Here is a 21,451-nt window from a genome sequence, read left to right as displayed (position 1 = left end):
GCGCCGGCCCAGGACCTGTCAGAAATTTTGTGTTTAGGGCATAACATGTCGCCAAGGAGCATGTATGCCACGCAGAACCAAGACGAGCCAGGCCGCCGACCGTGAGTTGCCGACCATCCCCGAGGAGTTGCTTGCCCATTTCGTCAAGGGCCCAATGACTGCCGAGGCGGTCCAGGACGCTTCGATGGCGTTCAAGAAGGCCCTGATCGAACGCGCCCTGGGCGCTGAGCTCGGCCATCACCTGGGCTACGCGGCTGGCGCCGAGCGCCCGGCCGGCACGGTCAACCAGCGCAATGGCAAGAGCGCCAAGACCCTTCTGACCGACGACGGCCCGCTGCGGATAGACATTCCGCGCGACCGCGACGGCAATTTCGATCCAATTCTGATCCCCAAGCACGAGCGGCGCTTCACTGGGTTCGACGACAAGATCATCGCCATGTACGCCCGGGGCATGACCGTGCGCGAGATCCAGGCGTTCCTGGCCGAGCAGTACGGCACCGAGGTATCGCCCGAGTTCATCAGCTCGGTAACCGATGCGGTCATGGACGAGGTCACCGCCTGGCAGGCCCGGCCGCTGGAGGCGATGTACCCGGTGGTGTTCTTCGACGCGCTGCGGGTCAAGATGCGCGAGGACGGCGTGGTGCGCAACAAGGCCGTCTATCTGGCCCTGGGCGTGCTGCCAGACGGCACGCGCGACATCCTGGGCCTGTGGATAGAGACCACCGAAGGCGCCAAGTTCTGGATGAAGGTGTTCAATGACCTGAAGACCCGTGGCACGCAGGACATCCTGATCGCGGTCACCGATGGCCTCAAGGGCATGGAGCAGGCCCTGAACGCGGTGTTCCCACACACGACGCTACAGACCTGCATCGTGCATCTGATCCGAAACAGCTTAGGCTACGCCGGTTGGAAAGAGCGCCGGGTCGTGGCGGCGGCGCTTAAGCCCGTGTACACCGCGCCCACTGTTGAGGCGGCGCTGGCCGAGTTGGCGGCCTTCGAGCAGGGAGAGTGGGCTAAGAAGTATCCCCCCATTGCCGCATCCTGGCGTCGTGCCTGGGATCAGGTGATCCCGTTCTTTACGTTCCCGCCGGCAATCCGCAAGATCATCTACACGACCAACGCCATTGAAAGCATCAATGCGCAACTGCGCAAGATCATCAAGACCCGGGGACACTTCCCCAGTGATGAAGCGGCAACGAAGCTGCTATGGCTAGCCCTGCGCAACATCACCGGCAAGTGGGGCAGTTCAACGCATGACTGGAAGGCTGCCATGAACCAGTTTGCGATTCTCTATGAGGAGCGCTTCACCCACCCGCATCGCTGAGATAATGCTGGCTCACCGGTCAAGTCGACGGTGAGCCTTTAACTGCCCTGAACACAAAAACCCTGACAGGCCCGGTGAGGCAGTTTTGCTGTTTTGGGCCGGCGCGTAGCGCAGCCGTAGGCGTCCCCACGATAAGGTACGCAGCAGGGACCACCCACCGCTCTGGGCTCGTTCAAACCCCACTCCAACGCCCCACCCACCGTCGTGCACCCCCTGCGGCAGGCAGTCTAGCTTTGTGAGGAAGCCAAGCCCCGTACGAAAACCCCACGCCCACTACGATAAGACATGCCGCCCGCAGGGCAGTAAACGCGCTTTTTGGTTACTTTTTGTCGCTCGGACAAAAAGTGACCCGCCCAGCAGGGCGGAACCACGCGCTTCAAAAGCCGACAGCATGTCACCAGCAGGGACCACCGCAAAAAACGCCCCACACCACGTCACCACCAGCACCAACCAAAAAAAAACGGGACACATAGGCCCCGTTCAAACCCTCGCCGGTCCAGTACCAACGGTTGCCAACCACTCAACCCTCCGGACCGTCGATCACCGATGCTCGGATCTCGCGGGCAGACTCCCCAAGAGCCGGCCCCAAATGCTTTTCAACTCAGACCACGATCAATTCGTCGTCTTGGCCCCGCCTTCGAACCACTGCCCCAGCAGCGCGCGTTCGTCGTCGGTGATCTGCGTCACGTTGCCCAGCGGCATCGCCTTCTGCTGCACGGCCTGCTGGTAGATCAGCTGCGCGTGGGACTTGATGTCCTCGGCGCTATCGAGCTTGATGCCCTTGGCCGCGGTCGGCATCATCTTCGGCTGCTCGGCGTGGCACTGCACGCAGCGCGCGTTCATCACTTCCTGCACCTTGGCAAAGCTCACGCTGGTCGCGGCAGCCGCGTCGGCGCCTTCTGCCTTAGCCACCGCCGGGCGCGGCTGCGGGGCGATCAGCACCGCCACCACGGCCAGCGCGGCGACGCCGGCGGCAGGCCACAGCACGTTGATCTTGCCCTTGTGCTTGAGGATGAAGAACTGGCGGATCAGCACGCCCGACAGCATGATCAGGATCAGCACCACCCAGTTGTACTTGTGGGCGTACGTCATGCTGTAGTGGTTCGACAGCATCGCGAACAGCACCGGCAGCGTGAAGTAGGTGTTGTGCACGCTGCGCTGCTTGCCGCGCTTGCCGTGGATCGGGTCCACCGGCTGGCCGGCCTTCAGTGCCGCCACCACCTTGCGCTGGCCCGGGATGATCCATGCCAGCACGTTGGCGCTCATGATCGTCGCGATCATCGCGCCGGTCAGCAGGAACGCCGCGCGGCCCGAGAAGATATGGCACGCAACGTAGGCCGCCGCGGCGATATAGATCGCCACCAGGATGCCGACCAAGCGGTCATTCTTGTTGAACAGGCGGCAGATGCCGTCATAGACGATCCAGCCGATCAGCAGGTACGACACCGCGAAGCCGACCGCCGCGCCGGGCGACATGTCGAACACGTTCTTGTCGATCAGGAACGTGCTGGCGTTGAACAGGTACAGCACCACCAGCAGCGCGAAGCCGCTCATCCAGGTCGAATACGACTCCCAGTAGAACCAGTGCAGGTTCTCCGGCAGCGACTTGGGCGCGGTCAGGTACTTCTGCGGGTTGTAGAAGCCGCCGCCGTGCACCGCCCACAATTCGCCGTCGACACCCTTGTCCTTCAGGTCGGGCGCGGTGGGCTTGGTCAGGCTGTTGTCCAGCCACACGAAATAGAACGAAGAGCCGATCCACGCGATGGCGGTGATGACGTGCACCCACCGCAGCAGCATATTGGCCCAGTCGAGAATATAGCCTTCCATGTCTTGTCTCCTGTTTCCCTATGCCACCGCTTCAGCTGCCACGGTAGGTCGAGTACGACCAGGGCGAAACCAGGAGGGGCACGTGATAGTGCGCGTTGACATCGGCAATGCCGAAGCGCAGCGGCACCACGTCCAGGAAGGCCGGCTCGGGCATCTTCACGCCCTGCGCGCGGAAGTAATCGCCGGCGGCGAATTCCAGTTCGTACACGCCCGCGGCAAGATCGGCGCCTTCCAGCAGCGGCTGGTCGCAGCGGCCGTCGTGGTTGGTGACGACGGTCTTGAGGGTTTCGCGACGATTGTCGACAATTTTATGGAGAGTAATCGACATGCCCTGGCCGGGCGTGCCGGCAGCGGTGTCGAGAACATGGGTGGTCAAGCGTCCCATCGTATTGGTCCTTTTGCGATTGGGTTGTGAGGGGCGCCGCTGCCTTCACTAGCACCATGTGTGCGATGGTGCCCGCTCGGTACGTCTGGTAACGCATCCCGGCGCTGGTTGGGTGCGTGGCGACAATGCGCCTGCACTTCCCCGTTGGCAATTCAGGAATTTCCCTGAGTTGTCGAAAACCTGAGTCGGTTTTGTTGACAATATTGAGGCCGTAACCAAATAATTGTCAACAATTTTTGGATCACCGTACCCTGATATCCAGGATTCACGGTGCCCTGCCTGACCTGCTGGTGCCACGATGTCCAAGAGCCTGAAGCTGATTGCCGCCAACGCCGAGACCAAGGCCGACGCGGACCCCACCGAGATCCCGGGCAAGCCCACCAAGCCCGCGCGCAAGGGCTCGGTGGAAGAGCGCATGTACCACGAGATCTACGACGCGATCATGGAGCACCGGCTGCCGCCGCGCACCAAGCTGACCGAGCATTCGCTTTGCGAGATCTATGCCACCGCGCGCCACACCGTGCGCAAGGTGCTATCGCACCTGGCCGCGGACGGCATGGTCGACCTCGAGCCCAACCGCGGCGCCTTTATCGCCAGCCCGTCCACCGACGAAGCGCACGACATGTTCGAGCTGCGCCAGATGCTGGAACGCGCGGTGCTCGAAAAACTGGCCGGCATGCCTGACGTCAAGGCCGTGATCGCGCCGCTGCGCCAGATGGTGGCCAGCGAGCGCCAGGCCTTCCTGACGCACGATCGCCCCAAATGGATCCGCCTGTCCGCCGAATTCCACACCGCGCTGGCGGAACTGTCGGGCAACGCGCTGCTGGTCAACATGATGCGCCGGCTGGTGTCGCGCACCACGCTGATGATCGCCAGCGTGGAAGCGCCGGGCAACAATGCCTGCTCGTTCGACGAACATGAAGAGATCCTCGATGCCCTGGAACAGGGCAATGCCGCACTGGCCCAGTCGCGCATGGCGCACCACCTCGGCGCCTGCGCCGACCGCGTGCAGCCGGACGAACCGGGCAACTTCGATCTTCGCAGCGTACTAGGCCGCTCCACCTAGCACGGTGTTCCCGCCCTGCCCCCCATGCAAGGCCAGACCTGGCGGCAAAACAGCACCCGGCAGACAAACGAGAGTGCTGAGACCACAGGCAGATAACGGTCCGGAGCCCCACCGGGATCCAGGACCGAGGCCAGGACAGCGGCGTTCCCATCAAACCAAAGGAGAGGAGACGCACCAATGAATTCCGCAAGCACCACGGTCCCGACGGACCTCACCAACGAGCGTTTGCCTTCCGGGCGCCTGCTCGCGCTCGGGTTGCAGCACGTTCTGGTGATGTACGCCGGCACGGTCGCCGTGCCCCTGATCGTGGGTGGCGCGCTCAAGCTGCCCAAGGACCAGCTGGCGTTCCTGATCAACGCCGACCTGTTCGCCGCCGGCCTGGCCACGCTGATCCAGGCCATCGGCTTCTGGAAATTCGGCATCCGCCTGCCGGTGATGATGGGCGTGACGTTCGCCTCGGTGGCGCCGATGATCGCCATCGGCACCGATCCCAATGTCGGCCTGCTCGGCATCTACGGCGCGGTGATTGCGTCAGGGATCTTCGGCATCCTGATCTCGCCGATGATGGGACGCATGCTCGGCTTGTTCCCGCCGGTGGTGACCGGCACCGTGATCACGCTGATCGGCGTGTCGCTGATGCGCGTGGCCATCAACTGGTCGGCCGGCGGCCAGCCCACCACGCGCGCTGTCATCGACGGCGTCGCCAAGGAAGTTCCCAACCTCGCCTATGGCGACCTGGGCAACCTTGGCATCGCCGCCCTGACGCTGGTCATCATCCTGCTGCTGACCAAGTATGGCCGCGGCCTGGTGGCCAACTGCGCGGTGCTGCTGGGCATTATCGCCGGCACGCTGCTGGCGATGGCGATGGGCAAGGTGTCGTTCGAAGGCCTCGATGAAGCCAGCTTCGTCGCCGTCATCACGCCGCTGCACTTCGGCATGCCAACCTTCGAAGTGACCGCGATCCTGTCGATGTGCATCGTCATGCTGATCACGCTGGTGGAGTCGACCGGCATGTTCCTGGCGCTGTCGGACATCACCGGCAAGAAGCTGAGCAACGAGGACCTGACCCGCGGCCTGCGCGCCGACGGCCTGGGCACGGTGATCGGCGGCGTCTTCAACACCTTCCCTTACACCTCGTTCTCGCAGAACGTGGGCCTGGTCACGGTGACCGGCGTGCGTTCGCGCTATGTGGCGGCGGCCGGCGGCATCATCCTGATCGCCTTCGGCCTGTTCCCCAAGATGGCCCACGTGGTGGCCTCGGTGCCTCAGTTCGTGCTGGGCGGCGCCGGCATCGTGATGTTCGGCATGGTGGCCGCCACCGGCATCCGCATCCTGGGCTCGTGCGATTTCAACCGCAACCGCCACAACCTGTTCATCGTCGCCATCTCGATCGGCTTCGGCATGATCCCGACGCTGGCGCCGACGTTCTTCCAGTACCTGCCCAAGTGGACCAGCCCGTTCACGCACAGCGGCATCGTGCTCGGCACGATCGTGGCCGTGGCGCTGAACCTGTTCTACAACGGCATCCAGTCGCGCGAAGAGGCCATGCGCAACGCCGCGGCCAACTCGCACGGCACCGAGTAATCGAAGTACCGGCAAGGCAGGGCCGGCCTGGAAGGATCCGGCCCTGAAGCAGACCGGCGCTGCCGCCGGCACGACTGGCATGCTCATTGCATGACGTTCGGCGCCTGCGGCGGGACGGCGGTGCCGGGTGGTTTTCCTGAAGCAAGCAACGACACATGACCAACGATAACTATCCACGCGATCTCATCGGTTACGGCGCCCGCCCGCCGCACGCCCGCTGGCCGGGCGGTGCGCGCGTGGCGCTGCAGTTCGTCCTCAACTACGAAGAAGGCGGCGAGAACTGCGTGCTGCACGGCGACGCCGCCTCCGAGCAGTTCCTCTCCGAGATCGTCGGGGCCGCGGCCTATCCCGACCGCCACATGAGCATGGAGGGCATCTACGAATACGGCTCGCGCGCCGGCGTCTGGCGCCTCCTGCGCGAGTTCGAAAAGCGCGGCCTGCCGCTGACCATCTTCGGCGTGTCGATGGCGCTGCAGCGCCATCCGGAGCTGACGCGCGCCTTTGTCGAGCTCGGCCACGAGATCGCCTGCCACGGCTGGCGCTGGATCCACTACCAGAACATCGACGAAGCCACCGAGCGCGAGCACATGCGCATCGGCATGCAGATCATCAAGGAGCTCACCGGCGAGCTGCCGCTGGGCTGGTACACCGGCCGCGACAGCCCCAACACGCGCCGCCTGGTGGTCGAGCACGGCGGCTTGCTATATGACTCCGACTACTACGGCGACGACCTGCCCTTCTGGACCGAAGTGGAAGTCACCGGCGGCGAGAAAAAGCCGCACCTGGTAGTGCCGTACACGCTCGACTCCAACGACATGCGCTTTGCCACGCCGCAGGGCTTCAACACCGGCGAACAGTTCTTCCAGTACCTGAAGGATGCGTTCGACGTCTTGTACGACGAAGGCGACCCGGCCGGCCAGGACAGCCCCAAGATGCTGTCGATCGGCATGCATTGCCGCCTGCTCGGCCGCCCCGGCCGCTTCCGCGCGCTGCAGCGCTTTCTGGACTACGTGCAGGGGCACGACAAGGTGTGGATCTGCCGCCGTGTCGACATCGCCCGCCACTGGGCCGAAACCCACCCCTACACTCCCCGGAACCAAGCATGAGCCAGACCTACACCATCGCCCAACTCAACACCATGCCGGTCACGGAATTCGTGCAGGTGCTGGGCGGCATCTACGAACATTCGCCGTGGTTTGCCGAGGCCGCCGCCGCGCAACGGCCCTTTGCCGACGGCGCCGCGCTGGCGCAGGCGCTGCGCCAGGCGGTCGATGAAGCCGGCGAAGCGGCCCAGCTCAAGCTGGTGCGCGCCCACCCGGAACTGGCCGGCAAGGCCGCGGTGCGCGGCGAGCTGACCGCCGAATCCACGCGCGAACAGAGCGGTGCCGGCCTGAACCTGTGCACGCCCGAGGAATTCGACCGCCTGCAGTCGCTCAACGCGGCGTACAACCAGAAGTTCGGCTTTCCGTTCATCCTGGCGGTGCGTGGCTACGACCGCCACGGCATCATCGCGGAGTTCGCGCGCCGCCTGGAAAACACGCCGCAGCAAGAGTTGCAAACTTGCATCAGCCAGATCCACCGCATTGCGCAGTTCCGTCTTGACGACTTAGTATCCGCCTGAGAAAAAAAGCGTCACCTGTATAACAAAAAACGCTGTACCCCGATGCCGCCGGCCCCCATGCATCACCACACCGAGCCCAGGCCAGGCGGCACGAATAAAAGCACAAAGACATTAAAAGAACCCGACAGGGACCCAGTACACAACGTTCCAAGCAGGATCAAAACCACGGAGGTCTAACAATGCAGAAGCAGTACAAGCCGGCCCTGAAGCTGGCGGCGGTAGCGGCTACCCTTTTTTCCGGCGCGGCCATGGCCCAGTCCAGCGTCACGCTGTACGGCCAGGCTGACATGTTCGTCGGCGGCGTGAAGAGCCCGGGCTCGGGCGAGCGCGCATGGGGGGCCAATTCGGGCGGCATGCAGACGTCTTACTGGGGCATCAAGGGCACCGAAGACCTGGGCGGCGGCACCAAGGCCATCTTCGACCTGAACGGCTTCTTCCGCACCGACAGCGGCAGCAGCGGCCGCTTCAACGGCGACTCGATGTTCAGCCGCAACGCCTATGTCGGCCTGCAGAACGACAAGGCCGGCACCATCAAGCTGGGCCGCAACACCACGCCGTACTTCATCTCGACCATCCTGTTCAACCCGCTGGTCGACTCGTACGTGTTCTCGCCGACCATCTTCCACACCTATTTCGGCGCGACCAGCGGTGCCGTCGTCGATCCGGGCATCATCGGCGATTCGGGCTGGAACAACTCCGTGGTGTACAGCACGCCGAACTTCGGCGGCCTGACCGCCAACTTCATCTACGGCTTCGGCGAGCAGCCGGGCGCCGCGGGCAAGCAGAAGTTCGGCGGCAACGTCCTGTACTTCAACGGCCCGTTCGCCGCGACGGTAGCCTACCAGCAGGTGCGCTTCAACAACGTGCCGACCGACCTGTCCGACATCGGCCTGTCGCGCCAGGACGCCGCGCAGATCGGCCTGTCCTATGACTTCAAGGTGGTCAAGCTGTTCGCGCAGGGCCAGTACATCAAGACCCGCGCCACCACCGCGCCGTCCGGCGACATCAAGCATATCGACGGCCAGTTCGGCGCGTCGGTGCCGATCGGCGCGGGCAACGTGCTGGCGTCGTATGCCTACGGCAAGGTCGACAACTCGCTGGGCGACTTCAAGCGCAATACCTTTGCCGTCGCCTACGACTACAACCTGTCGAAGCGCACCGACGTGTACGCCGCCTACTACTACGACAAGATCACCGGCATCGAGCACGGCGATACCTTCGGCGTGGGCGTGCGCCACAAGTTCTGATGCGCTGAGCGCGTCACCGGCAGCCCTGGAGCCCGCCTTTCCGGCGGGCTTTTTTCATGGGCCGCGAAGGCCATCGCGCGCCCCGATGCAGCCTCGCCAATGCTGCGCTGCGCCACGCCAGTCGCGGCCTTTCGGCGGATGAGAAACTGCCGCTCCATAGGCGGATTCAATTGGATAGGCCCCGGCGCGCTTCCTAGATTGGTGTTCCAGGCCTCAAAAACCAATGATAGCGAGGTGACACATGCGGCGATACGCGAAGACCCGGTCTGAACTGATGGCCATCCTGAACCAGTGCCTCGACAACAACCCCGAGTGCGGCGAATGCGAGCTGCACGCGGTGCGAATGCACCAGCCTGACCATACCGGATGCAACTGGAGCGCCGAGGTCGATTTCCCGCAGGAGTCCGTCGATAACCTGGGCCACCAGCTGGCCGCGGCGAAATCGATCATCGTGGTCATGCGCGAGCAGTACAACGTGCTGCAATAGCCACCACGCCAACCGCCCCCTGAGCGCACGGATGCGGCGGGGCAACAACGCAAAAAAGCCGGGTCATCGACCCGGCTTTTTGCATGGCGCGCGCTTTGCTGTGGTTCAGCGCACCGCGTTGCACTCCGCCACGGCGACCGCCGTCATGTTGACGATCCGGCGCGTGGTCGCCTGCGGGTTCAGGATGTGCACCGGCTTGGCCGCGCCCAGCAAGATCGGGCCCACCGTCACGCCCTGCCCGCCCGTGATCTTGAGCAGGTTGAAGGCAATGTTGGCGGCGTCCAGCGTCGGCATCACCAGCAGGTTGGCGCTGCCGGCCAGCTTGGTCGACGGCAGGAAGTGGCGGCGCACGTCCTCGACCAGGGCGGCATCGCCCTGCATCTCCCCTTCCACCTCCAGGTGCGGCGCCTCGCGCGCAAGGATCTGCGCGGCCTCGCGCATCTTGCGCGCCGACGGCCGCGTCGACGAGCCGAACATCGAGTGCGACATCAGCGCCACCTTCGGCTGCAGGCCGAAGCGGGCGATCTCCTCCGCGGCCAGCTGGGCAATGGCTGCCAGCTGTTCCGCGCTCGGGTCGTCGTTGACGAAGGTGTCGGTGATGAACAGCGTGTATTTCTCCAGCATCAGCGCGTTCATCGCCGCAAACACATGCGCGCCCGGGGCCAGCCCGATCACGTCGCGCACGTGCTCGAGGTGCGCCTCGAAGCGGCCCACCGTGCCGCACAGCAGCGCGTCGGCGTCGCCCATGTGCATCAGCATGGTACCGATCAGCGTATTGGAGCGGCGCAGCGCCACCTTGGCCATGTCCGGGGTCACGCCGTCGCGGCCGCGCAGCGCGTGGTAGGCCTCATGGTAGGCGCGGTAGCGCGGATCGTCCTCGGGGTTGATCAGCTCGAAGTCCACGCCCGGCTTCAGGCGCAGGCCGGCCTTGTCGATGCGCATCTGGATCACGTGCGGGCGGCCGATCAGGATCGGACGGGCCAGGCCTTCGTCGACCACCGACTGCACCGCGCGCAGCACGCGCTCTTCCTCGCCTTCGGCATAGGCCACGCGCTTGGGCGCGGCCTTGGCGGCCGAGAACACCGGCTTCATGATCAGGCCGGTGTGGTAGACGTAGGTCGAAAGCTGCTGGCGATACGCTTCCAGGTCCTGGATCGGGCGCGTGGCCACGCCGGATTCTTCGGCGGCCTTGGCCACCGCCGGCGCGATCTTCTCGATCAGGCGCTGGTCGAACGGCGTCGGGATGATGTAGTCGGGGCCGAACTTCAGCTCGCGGCCACCGTAGGCCGCGGCGACGGCATCGTTGAGCTCGGCTTCGGCCAGCTCGGCGATCGCCTTCACGCAGGCCAGCTTCATCGCTTCCGTGATCTTGGTCGCGCCGCAATCGAGCGCGCCGCGGAAGATATACGGGAAGCAAAGCACGTTGTTGACCTGGTTCGGGTAGTCCGAACGGCCAGTGGCGATGATGCAGTCCGGGCGCGCGGCCTTGGCCACTTCCGGGCGGATTTCCGGCTCGGGGTTGGCCAGGGCCAGGATGATCGGCTTGTCGGCCATGGTCTTGACCATCTCGCCGGTCAGCACGCCGGCGGTCGAGCAGCCCAGGAACACATCCGCGCCGTTGACGATGTCGGCCAGCGTGCGCGCCGAGGTGTCCTGCGCGTAGCGGGCCTTGTTGGCTTCCATGTTGGCGTCGCGGCCGACATAGATCACGCCCTTGGAATCGACCACCGAGATGTTCTCGCGCTTCACGCCGAGGCTGACCATGGTGTCGAGGCAGGCAATCGCCGCCGCGCCGGCGCCGGACACGGCCAGCTTCACCTTGGCGACGTCCTTGCCAACCACCTTCAGGCCATTGAGCAGCGCCGCGGTCGAAATGATGGCGGTGCCGTGCTGGTCGTCATGGAAGACGGGGATGTTCATGCGCTCGCGCAGCTTCTGCTCGATGTAGAAGCACTCGGGCGCCTTGATGTCTTCGAGGTTCACGCCGCCCAGCGTGGGCTCCAGCGCGGCAACGATCTCGACGATCTGGTCCGGGTCGCGCGCGTCGAGCTCGATGTCGAACACGTCGATGCCGGCGAACTTCTTGAACAGGCAGCCCTTGCCCTCCATCACCGGCTTGCCGGCCAGCGGGCCGATGTCACCCAGGCCCAGCACGGCGGTGCCGTTGGTGACCACGGCCACCAGGTTGGCGCGCGAGGTGTACTCGGCAGCGGTGGCGGGATCCTTGGCGATTTCCTCGCAGGCATAGGCTACGCCCGGCGAATAGGCCAGCGACAGGTCGCGCTGGTTGGACAGCGCCTTGGTCGCGGTGACCTGGATCTTGCCCCGGGTAGGGCTGCGGTGGTATTCCAGCGCGGCGAGGCGCAACTGCGCTTCAGGACTGTTGGGGGCATGTTGCGGTGCATCACCGCCGTGCTTGCTGCTCATTGGCTCGTCCGGAAAATGGCCCGGACCGGAAGCGCCCCTCTCCCGCCATGGTTCGGCCCGGCCCGCGCGACAAGCCGGCAGCGAAGGACACCTTCTGGCAGCGAAACTGACGACTCCGGCAGACTGGGCCGGAAAAATCGAGCAGTTATTCTAGCCCACGCGCCCGCGCAAAGTACCACCACAGCCCGTCCGGAGGCCGCATTTTGCGCGGATTGTTCCCGTTAAACAGCTTTTACCCTTGGGTATGCAATGGTGGCGCAGAAGCATGCTCCTGCATGCCTCTGCACGCATTGCGCCGGCCGGCCCCGGGGCCGCCGGTCATGGCCGCCTACTTGCCGTTCTTTTCCACCTCCAGCGTCACGCGGCGCGGACGGCCGCTGTCGGACGGGAAGTCGGTGAAGGCGCTGCGGATCAGGTAGGGCATCATGGCCGGCAGGCTGCCGTTCTCGGTCTGGTTATGCGCCGTGACCTGGTAGACCCGCTTGCCGCTGGCCGCGTCCTTGAAATACACCCGCAGGCTGGAGAACGTCACCGGCACGTCGTACACCACCGTCTGCGGCGGCCAGTAGCCCGGACCCCACGGGCCCCAGGGGCCCCACGGATGGTAGTAGCCGGGTCCCCAGTACGGGCCCCAGGGGCCGTACCACGGGTCCGGGTACACGGTCTCGGCCACGCGCACCAGCCCCGGCGCGGCGTCATAGTCCATGCTGACCAGGTAGCGCGCCTGCCTGGCCGGCACCTGCTCGAAGCCGACGCCAGCCAGCGCCGCCGCCAGCCACTGTTCATAAGTCTGCCGGTCCAGCTGCGCCGCCTGCTCGGCACTGCGCTCGAAACTGTAGGTGCGCGGCGCGTCGTTCTGCCAACCCGGCTGGCGGAACGCCGTGACATCGGTGGTCACGGTGCTGGCGCATCCCGTCAGCAGCAGCGCCGCCAGCAGCGCCAACGCGCCCCATGCCCTGCGCAGCCCTGGCCACCGGCCCGCCGCCCCTTCATTGCCGACACCGCCTGCGCGCTGCCACATAGTGCTACCTCGCTCTTCTGTCCACGGAAACCCTGCGTGTCTCTGAGACCACGCCAGCGGCGCGAAATTCCCCGCGGCGGCTTGGTGCGGCGCCCGCCAGACCGCGCCCCGACCCCTTGGCTACAATGAGGACTTCAGTGCCATGCTTTGCTTCACGCAACTGGCCGCCCCCTTTGCTAACGGTCTTCCGAAGACAGGATCCCTCCATGCTGCGCACCGACACGCCCGTTACCGTCTATCGCAAGGACTATACCCCGCCGCCGTTCGCCATCGACCACGCCGAACTGGTGCTTGAGCTCGATCCGCAGCGCACCGTGGTCACCAGCACGCTGCGCTTCGCGCGGGTGGCCGGCGCCCCCGACGCGCCGCTGGTGCTGGCCGGCGAAGAACTCGAACTGACCGGCGTCAGCCTGGATGGCAAGCCCTTCGCCAATGCCACCGTGGAGGGCGGCACGCTGACCCTGCCCGGCCTGCCGGCGCAGGGCACGCTGGAGATCACCACCGCGTGCCAGCCCGCGGCGAATACCACGTTGTCGGGCCTCTATGTGTCCAACGGCAACTTCTTCACCCAGTGCGAGGCCGAGGGCTTTCGCCGCATCACCTACTTCCTGGACCGCCCCGACGTGATGGCGACCTATCGCGTCACGCTGCGCGCCGACCGCGCCGGCTATCCGGTGCTGCTGTCCAACGGCAACCTGGTGAGCCAGCGCGAACTGCCCGATGGCCGCCACGAAGCGGTGTGGGAAGACCCGTTCCCCAAGCCGTCCTACCTGTTCGCGCTGGTCGCGGGCAAGCTGGAATGCATCGAGGAACGGATCCAGTCGGCCTCCGGCCAGGACAAGCTGCTGCAGGTGTGGGTCGAGCCGCGCGACCTCGACAAGACCCGCCACGCGATGGATTCGCTGATCCATTCGATCCGCTGGGACGAGCGCCGCTTCGGGCTGGAGCTGGACCTCGAGCGCTTCATGATCGTCGCCGTGGGCGACTTCAACATGGGCGCGATGGAAAACAAGGGCCTGAACATCTTCAACACCAAGTATGTGCTGGCCAACGCGCAGACTGCCACCGATACCGACTTCGCCAATATCGAGGCGGTGGTCGGCCATGAGTACTTCCACAACTGGACCGGCAACCGCGTGACCTGTCGGGACTGGTTCCAGCTGTCGCTGAAGGAAGGGCTGACGGTGTTCCGCGACCAGGAGTTCTCGGCCGACATGATGGGCTCGGAATCGGGCCGCGCGGTCAAGCGCATCGAGGACGTGCGCGTGCTGCGCCAGGTGCAGTTTCCCGAGGACGCCGGGCCGATGGCGCATCCGGTGCGCCCCGACAGCTACGAAGAGATCAACAACTTCTACACCGTCACCGTGTACGAGAAAGGCGCCGAAGTCGTGCGCATGTACCAGACCCTGCTCGGCCGCGACGGCTTCCGCAAGGGCATGGACCTGTACTTCCAGCGCCACGATGGCCAGGCCGTGACCTGCGACGACTTCCGCGCCGCCATGGCCGATGCCAACGGCCGCGACCTGAGCCAGTTCGGCCTCTGGTACAGCCAGGCCGGCACGCCGGTGGTCACGGCCCGCACCGCGTGGAACGGCGACGACGGCAGCCTGACCCTGACGCTGTCGCAGCGCTGCCCCAAGGTCGGCATCGAGACCCGCGCCGGCACGCCCGAGAAACAGCCCTTCCATATCCCGTTCGCGCTGGGCCTGCTGGGCGCCGACGGCAAGGACCTGCCGCTGCAGCTCGAAGGCGAAAGCGCGCCCGGCGCGACCACGCGCGTGCTCGACTTCACGCAGGCCGAGCAAAGCTTCCGCTTTATCAACCTGCCGCGCGGCGCCGATGCGCCGCTGCCCTCGCTGCTGCGCAACTTCTCCGCGCCGGTGATCGTCGATGCCGAATACACCGACGCGCAGCTGACCTTCCAGCTGTCGCACGACAGCGACGCGTTCAACCGCTGGGAAGCCGGGCAGCGCCTGGCCACGCGCGCGCTGCTGCAACTGGTGGCCGACGTGCAGGCCGGGCGCGAACTCAAGCTCGACCCCGCGCTGGTGCAGGCCATGCGCGCGGTGCTGACCGACGATACGCTCAACCCCGCCTTCCGCGAGCAGGCGCTGGTGCTGCCCGCCGAGGCCTACCTGGCCGAGCGCATGGGCGTGGCCGATCCCGCCGCCATCCACCGCGCCCGCCAGTTCATGCGCGAAGGCCTGGCGCGCGCGCTGCGGGCCGACTGGCTCGCCGCCTACGAAGCCAATGCCACGCCGGGCCCGTACTCGCCCGATGCCGCCTCGGCGGCGAAGCGCGCGCTGCGCAACCTCGCGCTCGGCTACCTCGCCGACAGCGGCGATGCCGACATGCAGGCGCTGGCGGACCAGCAATACCAGAACGCCGACAACATGACCGACCGCTTCGCCGCGCTGTCGGCGCTGGTCAACAGCTTCGCCCCGGGCCGCGAGCACGCGCTGGCGGACTTCTACGAACGCTTCGAAGACGACGCGCTGGTGATCGACAAGTGGTTCTCGCTGCAGGGCATGCAGCGCGGCAGCGTCGGCCCACAGCCGGGCGGCCCGCACGCCGGCAAGCGCACCATCGACACCGTGCGCGCGCTGATGGAGCATCCCGCCTTCAACCTGCGCAACCCCAACCGCGCGCGTTCGCTGATCTTCAGCTTCTGCTCCGGCAATCCGGCGCAGTTCCATGCCGAGGATGGCTCGGGCTACCGCTTCTGGGCCGACCAGGTGCTGGCGCTGGACGCCATCAACCCGCAGGTGGCGGCGCGCCTGGCGCGCGTGATGGACCGCTGGCAGAAGTATGAACTGACGCTGCGCGACCGCATGCGCGCCGAGCTGGAACGCGTGGCCGCCAGCAGCACGCTGTCGCGCGACGTACGCGAGATCGTCGGCAAGGCGCTGGCCGGCTGAGCGCCACCTGCGGCACACGCCGCGCCCCCGCTGCCCGGCCCGGCGTGGCCGGGCATGTAGAATTGCGGCCATCCAAGGAGAACCAACCATGACTCGCATCAGCCTGACCCGCTACCTGGTCGAGGAGCAGCGCCAGCACAACACCATCCAGCCCGAACTGCGGCTGCTGATCGAAGTGGTCGCGCGTGCCTGCAAGGCCATTTCCAACGCCGTCAGCAAGGGCGCCCTGGCCGGCGTGCTGGGCTCTGCCGGCACCGGCAATGTCCAGGGCGAAACCCAGCAGAAGCTGGACGTGATCGCCAACGAAGTGCTGCTCGACGCCAACGAATGGGGCGGCCACCTGGCGGCGATGGCGTCGGAAGAAATGGAATCGTTCTACGAGATTCCCAACCGCTACCCGAAGGGCGAATACCTGCTGATGTTCGACCCGCTCGATGGCTCGTCGAACATTGACGTCAACGTCTCCATCGGCACCATCTTCTCGGTGCTGCACATGCCCAAGCCCGGCCAGACCGTGACCGAGGCCGACTTCCTGCAGCCCGGCACGCACCAGGTCGCCGCCGGCTACGCCGTGTACGGCCCGCAGACCACGCTGGTGCTGACGGTTGGCAACGGCGTGCACATGTTCACGCTGGACCGCGAGGCCGGCAGCTTCGTGCTGACCCAGTCCAACGTCACGATTCCGGAAGACACCAAGGAATTCGCCATCAACATGTCGAACATGCGCCACTGGGCCCCGCCGGTGCGCCGCTACATCGACGAGTGCCTGGCCGGCGACGAAGGCCCGCGCGGCAAGAACTTCAATATGCGCTGGGTCGCCTCGATGGTCGCCGATGTGCACCGCATCCTGACCCGCGGCGGCATCTTCATGTACCCGTGGGACAAGCGCGAGCCGGAAAAGCCCGGCAAGCTGCGCCTGATGTATGAAGCCAACCCGATGGCGATGCTGGTCGAGCAGGCCGGCGGCGCCGCCACCAACGGCGACCAGCGCATCCTCGACGTGCAGCCGGAAAAGCTGCACCAGCGGGTCTCCGTGATCCTGGGATCGAAGAACGAAGTGGAGCGCGTCACGCGCTACCACCAGGAAGCGCAGGCCAAGGCCTGATTTCCGGCCAGGCTTCACTCGCACGGGGCGCACAGCGCCCCGTTTTCCATGCCGGTGCCGGATGGCATGAGCGACACAAAAGGGGTTCACAAGGCCGGAAAACGCTGCTACTATTGCGGGCTGTTCCAGTTCACCGGAACATGTTGCCGAAGTAGCTCAGTCGGTAGAGCAGCTCATTCGTAATGAGAAGGTCGGGGGTTCGATTCCTCTCTTCGGCACCACCAGAGTTTGGCACCACCAGAATTCAGGGCCCAGCCCGCGCAAACCCGGACAGCGTCACGCTCTCCGGGTTTTTTGTTGCGCGCGTTCTGGCGGCGGTGGTGGTGCAGGCGGCAATGCCACCGGCTGGCGCCCCAGCCGGTGTGCCCACCAGTAGCGGAAGGGGTGTTCGGGATCGGGATAGAGCACCGGCTGGCTGAAGCAGCCGGCACGCTTCATCAGGAGATAGGCGGCAAGCATGGCCGCCCAGAAAGCTAGCAGTTCCACGATCACGGCCCCCGCTTGTTCCGGGTGGCCGTTTTCATTATAGGAAGCCGCATCCGGCATGGGGCCGATGGCGCACCCGGGGATACCCTAGGCGCGCTGCACCACTCAATAGACCTCGGGCACGATCATTTCCTTCGGCACCGGCTGGCGCACGTAGTCCTCATGGCGTTCGCGGCCGGGCAGCACCACCGTGGGGGCCTCCACTTCGGCATACGGCACCTGGCTCAGCAAGTGATGGATGCAGTTCAGCCGCGCGCGCTTCTTGTCGTCGGCCTGCACCACCCACCACGGCGCCTCGGCGATGTGGGTGCGCTCGAGCATGATTTCCTTGGCGCGGGTGTAGTCCTCCCAGCGGCGCTGCGATTCCAGGTCCATCGGGCTGAGCTTCCACTGCTTGAGCGGATCATGGATGCGGCTGAGAAAACGCAGGCGCTGCTCGTCGTGCGTGATCGAGAACCAGTACTTGATCACCTGGATGCCGGAGCGCACCAGCATCTTTTCGAACTCGGGCACCGAGCGAAAGAACTCTTCGTACTGGTCGTCCGAACAAAAACCCATCACGCGCTCGACGCCGGCGCGGTTGTACCAGCTGCGGTCGAACAGCACGATCTCGCCGGCGGCGGGCAGTTGCGCGACGTAGCGCTGGAAATACCACTGGGTGCGTTCGCGGTCATTGGGCGCGGGCAGCGCGGCGACGCGGCAGACCCGCGGGTTCAGGCGCTGGGTGATGCGCTTGATCACGCCGCCCTTGCCGGCAGCGTCGCGCCCCTCGAACAGGATCACGACCTTGTGCCCCGTGGCCGCGACCCAGCTCTGCAGCCGCACCAGTTCGCCCTGCAGCCGGAACAGCTCGCGGAAATAGCGCCGGCGGCTGTCCTGCGCGGCCTGGTCGTCCAGGTGCACAGGATCGCCAAAGGCTTCGCTGGCCTCGCGGTCGTCCAGTTCCAGTTCGATCTCTTCGTCGTAGTAGTCGGCCACCTCGTTGTGGATGCGCCGCACCAGTTCTGCTTCGCCCGGTCTCATCTGATCTGCTCTCCCTGTAGATACAACGCGGTCGCGGCGATGCTGGCATGCCTGTATTGCAGCCGCGTGAAGGCGGGGCCGGCTGCCTGCCCCGCCCCGCTCCGGTTGTAGTGAGTGCGTCCAGAATACGCCGGTTACGCCGCAGGATTGATGTTGTGGTTATGGCGGAACAGGTTATCCGGGTCATAGCGCCGCTTCACCGCCACCAGCCGGTCGTAGTTGGGTCCATAGGCCGCGCCGACGCGATCGGTCTCTTCCTGCGTCAGGAAGTTGACGTAGACGCTGCCCAGCGCGTATGGCGCCGCCGCGCGAAACACCTCGCGCGCCCAGCCGATGCACCGGTCGTCGTCGGCGGGGCTGTCCCAGCGTCCATGCAGGTTCATGATGAATTTGGCGTCGCGGTTGGCGTAGGCGGTGGCCTCGGGCGCCACGCGATTGGTCTGCCCGCCCATGGCGCCAATAAAGACCTCGCATTGCGGCGACGGCAGCTTGCCGATCTGCTCGATCAGCATCGCGATCAGCCCGTCGTCCAGGCCCGCGAAGTTGTGCGACTTCCAGTAGTTGCGCGCGCCGGGCGTCAGCAACGGATCGAAGGCCTGCTGCCATGCGGCAAGCGGCATCGGCCCCACGTGCTCGCCATAAGGCGTGCCGAGCTGGCGCAACGGCTCGATCAGTTCCGGCCCCTGGTCCGGGGGACCGATATAACAGATCGCCAGCGCCGCAATCGGCTTGCCGTGCACCTCAGGGGGCAGGAATGGCAGCGGCGGCGCCTGGCGCAGCACCACCCATACCGTCAGTTCGTCGGGCATCGATTCATACAGCTCGCGATAGGCCGGCAGCACGGTGGCCGCCTGTTCCAGCGGATAGACGATCAGCCCGCCATAGACCTCGGGGCCGACTGGATGCAGGCGGAACTCGAACATCGTCACCACGCCGAAGTTGCCGCCGCCGCCGCGCAACGCCCAGAACAGGTCGGCGTTCTCGTCGCTGCTGGCACGCACCAGCTTGCCGTCGGCGGTGACGACCTGCGCCGACACCAGGTTGTCGACGGTGGTGCCGAACTTGCGGCTGAGCCAGCCGAAGCCGCCGCCGAGCGTCAGCCCGGCCACGCCGGTGGTGGAATTGATGCCGAGCGGCGTGGCCAGTCCCTGCGCCTGCGCTTCATGGTCAAAGTCGCGCAGCGTCGCCCCGGGTTCTACCCAGGCCCGCTGCGCGTGAGGATCGACGCGCACCGAGCGCATCGGCGACAGGTCCAGCACCATGCCGCCCTCGCAGATCGCCAGGCCGCCGATGTTGTGGCCGCCACCGCGTATCGACAGCAGCACGCCGTGCTCGCGCGCGAAGTTCACCGCCGCGGCAACATCGGCAGCGCCCGCGGCCTGCACGATCCACTGCGGATGGCGATCGATCATCGCGTTCCAGATCTGGCGCGCGTCGTCGTAGCCGCTGTCGCCGGGTTGCAGCAACCGCCCGCGCAGCTGCGCCTTGAGTGCCTCAATATGTTCCTGCGCTGGCTGAGCCATGGTCTGCCTCCCGATGCTGGTTGAAAACATCGGAGGGCACGCGGCGCCAGGATCAAAAAAATGGCCACGAGGACCGATGATTCCACCATTTAAGGCAGGCACCGCGGGAATGTAAATGGGACGCTCGCCCTTGCGCATGACTGCCGCGATGGCGCCCGGGCCACGTGGCCTATCATGGAGGCACAGCGTCCGGCGCGCGCCGTCCGCCTGCGCAATGAATCCAGCCGGCCAACCTCCCCTGTTCCTGTGCGGCGACGTGATGACAGGTCGCGGCATCGACCAGATCCTGGCGCATCCCAGCCAGCCGCTGCTGCATGAGTCGTACCTGCATTCCGCGCTCGACTACGTGCGTCTTGCGGAACGCAAGGCCGGCCCGATCGCCCGCCCGGTGGCGCCCGAGTATCCGTGGGGCGATGCGCTGGCGGAACTGGAAAGCCGCAGCGCCCGGCCGCGCCTCGTCAACCTTGAAACTGCCATCACCACCAGCGACGATGCCTGGCCCGGCAAGACCGTGCACTACCGCATGCATCCGCGCAATGTGGACTGCCTGCAGGCCGCCGGCATCGACTGCGCGATGCTCGCCAACAACCATGTGCTGGACTGGGGCCGCAAGGGCCTGGTCGATACGCTGGAGGCGCTGAACGGCGCGCATATCGCGCATGCCGGCGCTGGCGCGGATGCGGCCAGCGCCGCACCCGCCGCGGTGCTGGCGCGGCCTGGCGGCGGCCGGGTGATCGTACTTGCCTTCGCCATGCCAAACGCCGGCACGCCGGCAGCATGGCGCGCCACCGCGGGGCACTCGGGCGTGAACCTGGTGGACGACTGGTCCGCGGCATCGCAGCAAGGCATTGCCGCGCAGGCCCGCGCGTTGCGGCGCCCCGGCGATGTCATGGTGCTATCGATCCACTGGGGCCCGAACTGGGGCTACCGCATCGACCCCATGCAGCGCGCCTTCGCCCGCGCGCTGGTTGAACACGCCGGCATCGACATCGTGCACGGGCATTCCTCGCATCATCCGCTCGGCATCGAACTGCATGCCGGCAAGCCGATCCTGTATGGCTGCGGTGATTTCATCAACGACTACGAAGGCATTGGCGGATACGATAGCTACCGCCCCGACCTGGCGCTGATGGTGTTCGTCAGCTTCGACGGCGGCGGCAATGCTGACCTGCGGCTGGTGCCCTTGCGGCGCAGCCACTTCCGGCTGGCGCACGCGCGTGAAGCGGACCTGGCATGGCTGCAAGCCATGTTCGAAACCCAAGGGCGCGCGCTTGGCACACACGTGGCACGCAGTGCCGAGCATGAGTTGCGGCTATGGGCCGCATAAAAACAGAAAGGCCAGCGCGATGGCTGGCCTTCCCGGTTATTCAAGTGCCACGTGTGTCGGTTCGGTGTAACGCTTCCACA

General features: G+C 65.8%; 17 protein-coding genes and 1 tRNA gene. 11 read left to right on the top strand and 7 right to left on the bottom strand.

Going from position 1 to position 21,451, the window contains the following annotated elements; translation table 11 throughout:
- Positions 1–64: 64 nt before the first annotated feature.
- Positions 65–1,324, top strand: coding sequence for an IS256 family transposase (locus tag ACOCMH_RS21225; protein ID WP_427312876.1), 1,260 nt, complete (start codon positions 65–67; stop codon positions 1,322–1,324).
- 612 nt (positions 1,325–1,936) lie between these two features.
- Here the strand turns inward: ACOCMH_RS21225 and ACOCMH_RS21220 are convergent.
- The gene (locus tag ACOCMH_RS21220) at positions 1,937–3,151 is read right to left on the bottom strand and encodes a urate hydroxylase PuuD (RefSeq protein WP_427312875.1); all 1,215 of its coding nucleotides are present in this window, start codon (positions 3,149–3,151) and stop codon (positions 1,937–1,939) included.
- 31 nt (positions 3,152–3,182) lie between these two features.
- On the bottom strand, positions 3,183–3,536 hold the full coding sequence (uraH, locus tag ACOCMH_RS21215; protein WP_427312874.1) for a hydroxyisourate hydrolase: 354 nt from the start codon (positions 3,534–3,536) through the stop codon (positions 3,183–3,185).
- Positions 3,537–3,834: 298 nt separating this feature from the next.
- On the opposite strand from uraH, the gene ACOCMH_RS21210 reads away from it, so the two are divergent.
- The 6 genes from ACOCMH_RS21210 to ACOCMH_RS21185 all read left to right on the top strand — a co-directional run bounded on the left by ACOCMH_RS21210 (position 3,835) and on the right by ACOCMH_RS21185 (position 9,541).
- Positions 3,835–4,602: a GntR family transcriptional regulator gene (locus ACOCMH_RS21210; protein WP_427312873.1), complete on the top strand. Its 768-nt coding sequence runs from the start codon at positions 3,835–3,837 to the stop codon at positions 4,600–4,602.
- A gap of 177 nt (positions 4,603–4,779) precedes the next feature.
- Positions 4,780–6,186: a nucleobase:cation symporter-2 family protein gene (locus ACOCMH_RS21205; protein ID WP_427312872.1), complete on the top strand. Its 1,407-nt coding sequence runs from the start codon at positions 4,780–4,782 to the stop codon at positions 6,184–6,186.
- A 155-nt stretch (positions 6,187–6,341) separates the two neighbouring features.
- Positions 6,342–7,292, top strand: coding sequence for an allantoinase PuuE (gene puuE / locus ACOCMH_RS21200; protein WP_427312871.1), 951 nt, complete (start codon positions 6,342–6,344; stop codon positions 7,290–7,292).
- Positions 7,289–7,807 carry a 2-oxo-4-hydroxy-4-carboxy-5-ureidoimidazoline decarboxylase gene (gene uraD / locus ACOCMH_RS21195; RefSeq protein WP_427312870.1) on the top strand — a complete coding sequence of 173 codons (519 nt, stop codon included), beginning with the start codon at positions 7,289–7,291 and terminating at the stop codon, positions 7,805–7,807. Before puuE ends, uraD begins: the two co-directional genes overlap by 4 nt.
- Before the next feature lie 179 nt (positions 7,808–7,986).
- Positions 7,987–9,054 (top strand): porin, encoded by a 1,068-nt coding sequence (locus tag ACOCMH_RS21190; RefSeq protein ID WP_427312869.1) that lies wholly within the window; start codon positions 7,987–7,989, stop codon positions 9,052–9,054.
- Positions 9,055–9,295: 241 nt separating this feature from the next.
- The gene (locus ACOCMH_RS21185) at positions 9,296–9,541 is read left to right on the top strand and encodes a hypothetical protein (RefSeq protein WP_012352285.1); all 246 of its coding nucleotides are present in this window, start codon (positions 9,296–9,298) and stop codon (positions 9,539–9,541) included.
- A gap of 105 nt (positions 9,542–9,646) precedes the next feature.
- On the opposite strand, the gene ACOCMH_RS21180 is transcribed toward ACOCMH_RS21185, so the two are convergent.
- Together ACOCMH_RS21180 and ACOCMH_RS21175 are read right to left on the bottom strand one after the other, a co-directional pair.
- On the bottom strand, positions 9,647–11,968 hold the full coding sequence (locus ACOCMH_RS21180) for an NADP-dependent malic enzyme (protein ID WP_427312868.1): 2,322 nt from the start codon (positions 11,966–11,968) through the stop codon (positions 9,647–9,649).
- A gap of 328 nt (positions 11,969–12,296) precedes the next feature.
- The gene (locus ACOCMH_RS21175; RefSeq protein ID WP_427313337.1) at positions 12,297–12,911 is read right to left on the bottom strand and encodes a DUF4136 domain-containing protein; all 615 of its coding nucleotides are present in this window, start codon (positions 12,909–12,911) and stop codon (positions 12,297–12,299) included.
- Positions 12,912–13,195: 284 nt separating this feature from the next.
- On the opposite strand from ACOCMH_RS21175, the gene pepN reads away from it, so the two are divergent.
- The 3 genes from pepN (at position 13,196) to ACOCMH_RS21160 (ending at position 17,233) form a co-directional block, all read left to right on the top strand.
- Positions 13,196–15,907 (top strand): aminopeptidase N, encoded by a 2,712-nt coding sequence (pepN, locus tag ACOCMH_RS21170; protein ID WP_427312867.1) that lies wholly within the window; start codon positions 13,196–13,198, stop codon positions 15,905–15,907.
- A gap of 88 nt (positions 15,908–15,995) precedes the next feature.
- Positions 15,996–17,012 carry a class 1 fructose-bisphosphatase gene (locus ACOCMH_RS21165; RefSeq protein ID WP_171516310.1) on the top strand — a complete coding sequence of 339 codons (1,017 nt, stop codon included), beginning with the start codon at positions 15,996–15,998 and terminating at the stop codon, positions 17,010–17,012.
- Between the two features lie 145 nt (positions 17,013–17,157).
- A tRNA-Thr gene (locus ACOCMH_RS21160) sits at positions 17,158–17,233 on the top strand.
- A gap of 55 nt (positions 17,234–17,288) precedes the next feature.
- Here ACOCMH_RS21160 and ACOCMH_RS21155 read toward each other — a convergent pair.
- From ACOCMH_RS21155 to ACOCMH_RS21145, 3 genes are all read right to left on the bottom strand, one after another.
- Positions 17,289–17,504, bottom strand: a complete 216-nt coding sequence (locus ACOCMH_RS21155; protein WP_336510604.1) for a hypothetical protein — start codon at positions 17,502–17,504, stop codon at positions 17,289–17,291.
- A 99-nt stretch (positions 17,505–17,603) separates the two neighbouring features.
- The gene (gene ppk2 / locus ACOCMH_RS21150) at positions 17,604–18,521 is read right to left on the bottom strand and encodes a polyphosphate kinase 2 (protein WP_427312866.1); all 918 of its coding nucleotides are present in this window, start codon (positions 18,519–18,521) and stop codon (positions 17,604–17,606) included.
- Positions 18,522–18,655: 134 nt separating this feature from the next.
- Positions 18,656–20,044: an FAD-binding oxidoreductase gene (locus ACOCMH_RS21145; protein ID WP_427312865.1), complete on the bottom strand. Its 1,389-nt coding sequence runs from the start codon at positions 20,042–20,044 to the stop codon at positions 18,656–18,658.
- A 214-nt stretch (positions 20,045–20,258) separates the two neighbouring features.
- Here ACOCMH_RS21145 and ACOCMH_RS21140 point away from each other — a divergent pair, with 214 nt between their 5' ends.
- Positions 20,259–21,371, top strand: a complete 1,113-nt coding sequence (locus ACOCMH_RS21140; protein ID WP_427312864.1) for a CapA family protein — start codon at positions 20,259–20,261, stop codon at positions 21,369–21,371.
- The last annotated feature ends 80 nt before the right edge of the window (positions 21,372–21,451 follow it).

The sequence above is a fragment of the Cupriavidus sp. H39 genome, from assembly GCF_050271075.1.
Lineage (GTDB): Bacteria > Pseudomonadota > Gammaproteobacteria > Burkholderiales > Burkholderiaceae > Cupriavidus > Cupriavidus necator_B.
The sequence above is the reverse complement of the archived record's forward strand: the minus strand, read 5'-3'. Positions and strand labels throughout refer to the sequence as shown.

What these genes read in the sequence shown, in the direction of transcription:
- ACOCMH_RS21225 (WP_427312876.1), top strand. Translation starts at nt 65, where the DNA reads ATGCCACGCAGAACCAAGACGAGCCAGGCCGCCGACCGTGAGTTGCCG.
- ACOCMH_RS21220 (WP_427312875.1), bottom strand. Translation starts at nt 3,151, where the DNA reads ATGGAAGGCTATATTCTCGACTGGGCCAATATGCTGCTGCGGTGGGTG.
- uraH (WP_427312874.1), bottom strand. Translation starts at nt 3,536, where the DNA reads ATGGGACGCTTGACCACCCATGTTCTCGACACCGCTGCCGGCACGCCC.
- ACOCMH_RS21210 (WP_427312873.1), top strand. Translation starts at nt 3,835, where the DNA reads ATGTCCAAGAGCCTGAAGCTGATTGCCGCCAACGCCGAGACCAAGGCC.
- ACOCMH_RS21205 (WP_427312872.1), top strand. Translation starts at nt 4,780, where the DNA reads ATGAATTCCGCAAGCACCACGGTCCCGACGGACCTCACCAACGAGCGT.
- puuE (WP_427312871.1), top strand. Translation starts at nt 6,342, where the DNA reads ATGACCAACGATAACTATCCACGCGATCTCATCGGTTACGGCGCCCGC.
- uraD (WP_427312870.1), top strand. Translation starts at nt 7,289, where the DNA reads ATGAGCCAGACCTACACCATCGCCCAACTCAACACCATGCCGGTCACG.
- ACOCMH_RS21190 (WP_427312869.1), top strand. Translation starts at nt 7,987, where the DNA reads ATGCAGAAGCAGTACAAGCCGGCCCTGAAGCTGGCGGCGGTAGCGGCT.
- ACOCMH_RS21185 (WP_012352285.1), top strand. Translation starts at nt 9,296, where the DNA reads ATGCGGCGATACGCGAAGACCCGGTCTGAACTGATGGCCATCCTGAAC.
- ACOCMH_RS21180 (WP_427312868.1), bottom strand. Translation starts at nt 11,968, where the DNA reads ATGAGCAGCAAGCACGGCGGTGATGCACCGCAACATGCCCCCAACAGT.
- pepN (WP_427312867.1), top strand. Translation starts at nt 13,196, where the DNA reads ATGCTGCGCACCGACACGCCCGTTACCGTCTATCGCAAGGACTATACC.
- ACOCMH_RS21165 (WP_171516310.1), top strand. Translation starts at nt 15,996, where the DNA reads ATGACTCGCATCAGCCTGACCCGCTACCTGGTCGAGGAGCAGCGCCAG.
- ppk2 (WP_427312866.1), bottom strand. Translation starts at nt 18,521, where the DNA reads ATGAGACCGGGCGAAGCAGAACTGGTGCGGCGCATCCACAACGAGGTG.
- ACOCMH_RS21145 (WP_427312865.1), bottom strand. Translation starts at nt 20,044, where the DNA reads ATGGCTCAGCCAGCGCAGGAACATATTGAGGCACTCAAGGCGCAGCTG.
- ACOCMH_RS21140 (WP_427312864.1), top strand. Translation starts at nt 20,259, where the DNA reads ATGAATCCAGCCGGCCAACCTCCCCTGTTCCTGTGCGGCGACGTGATG.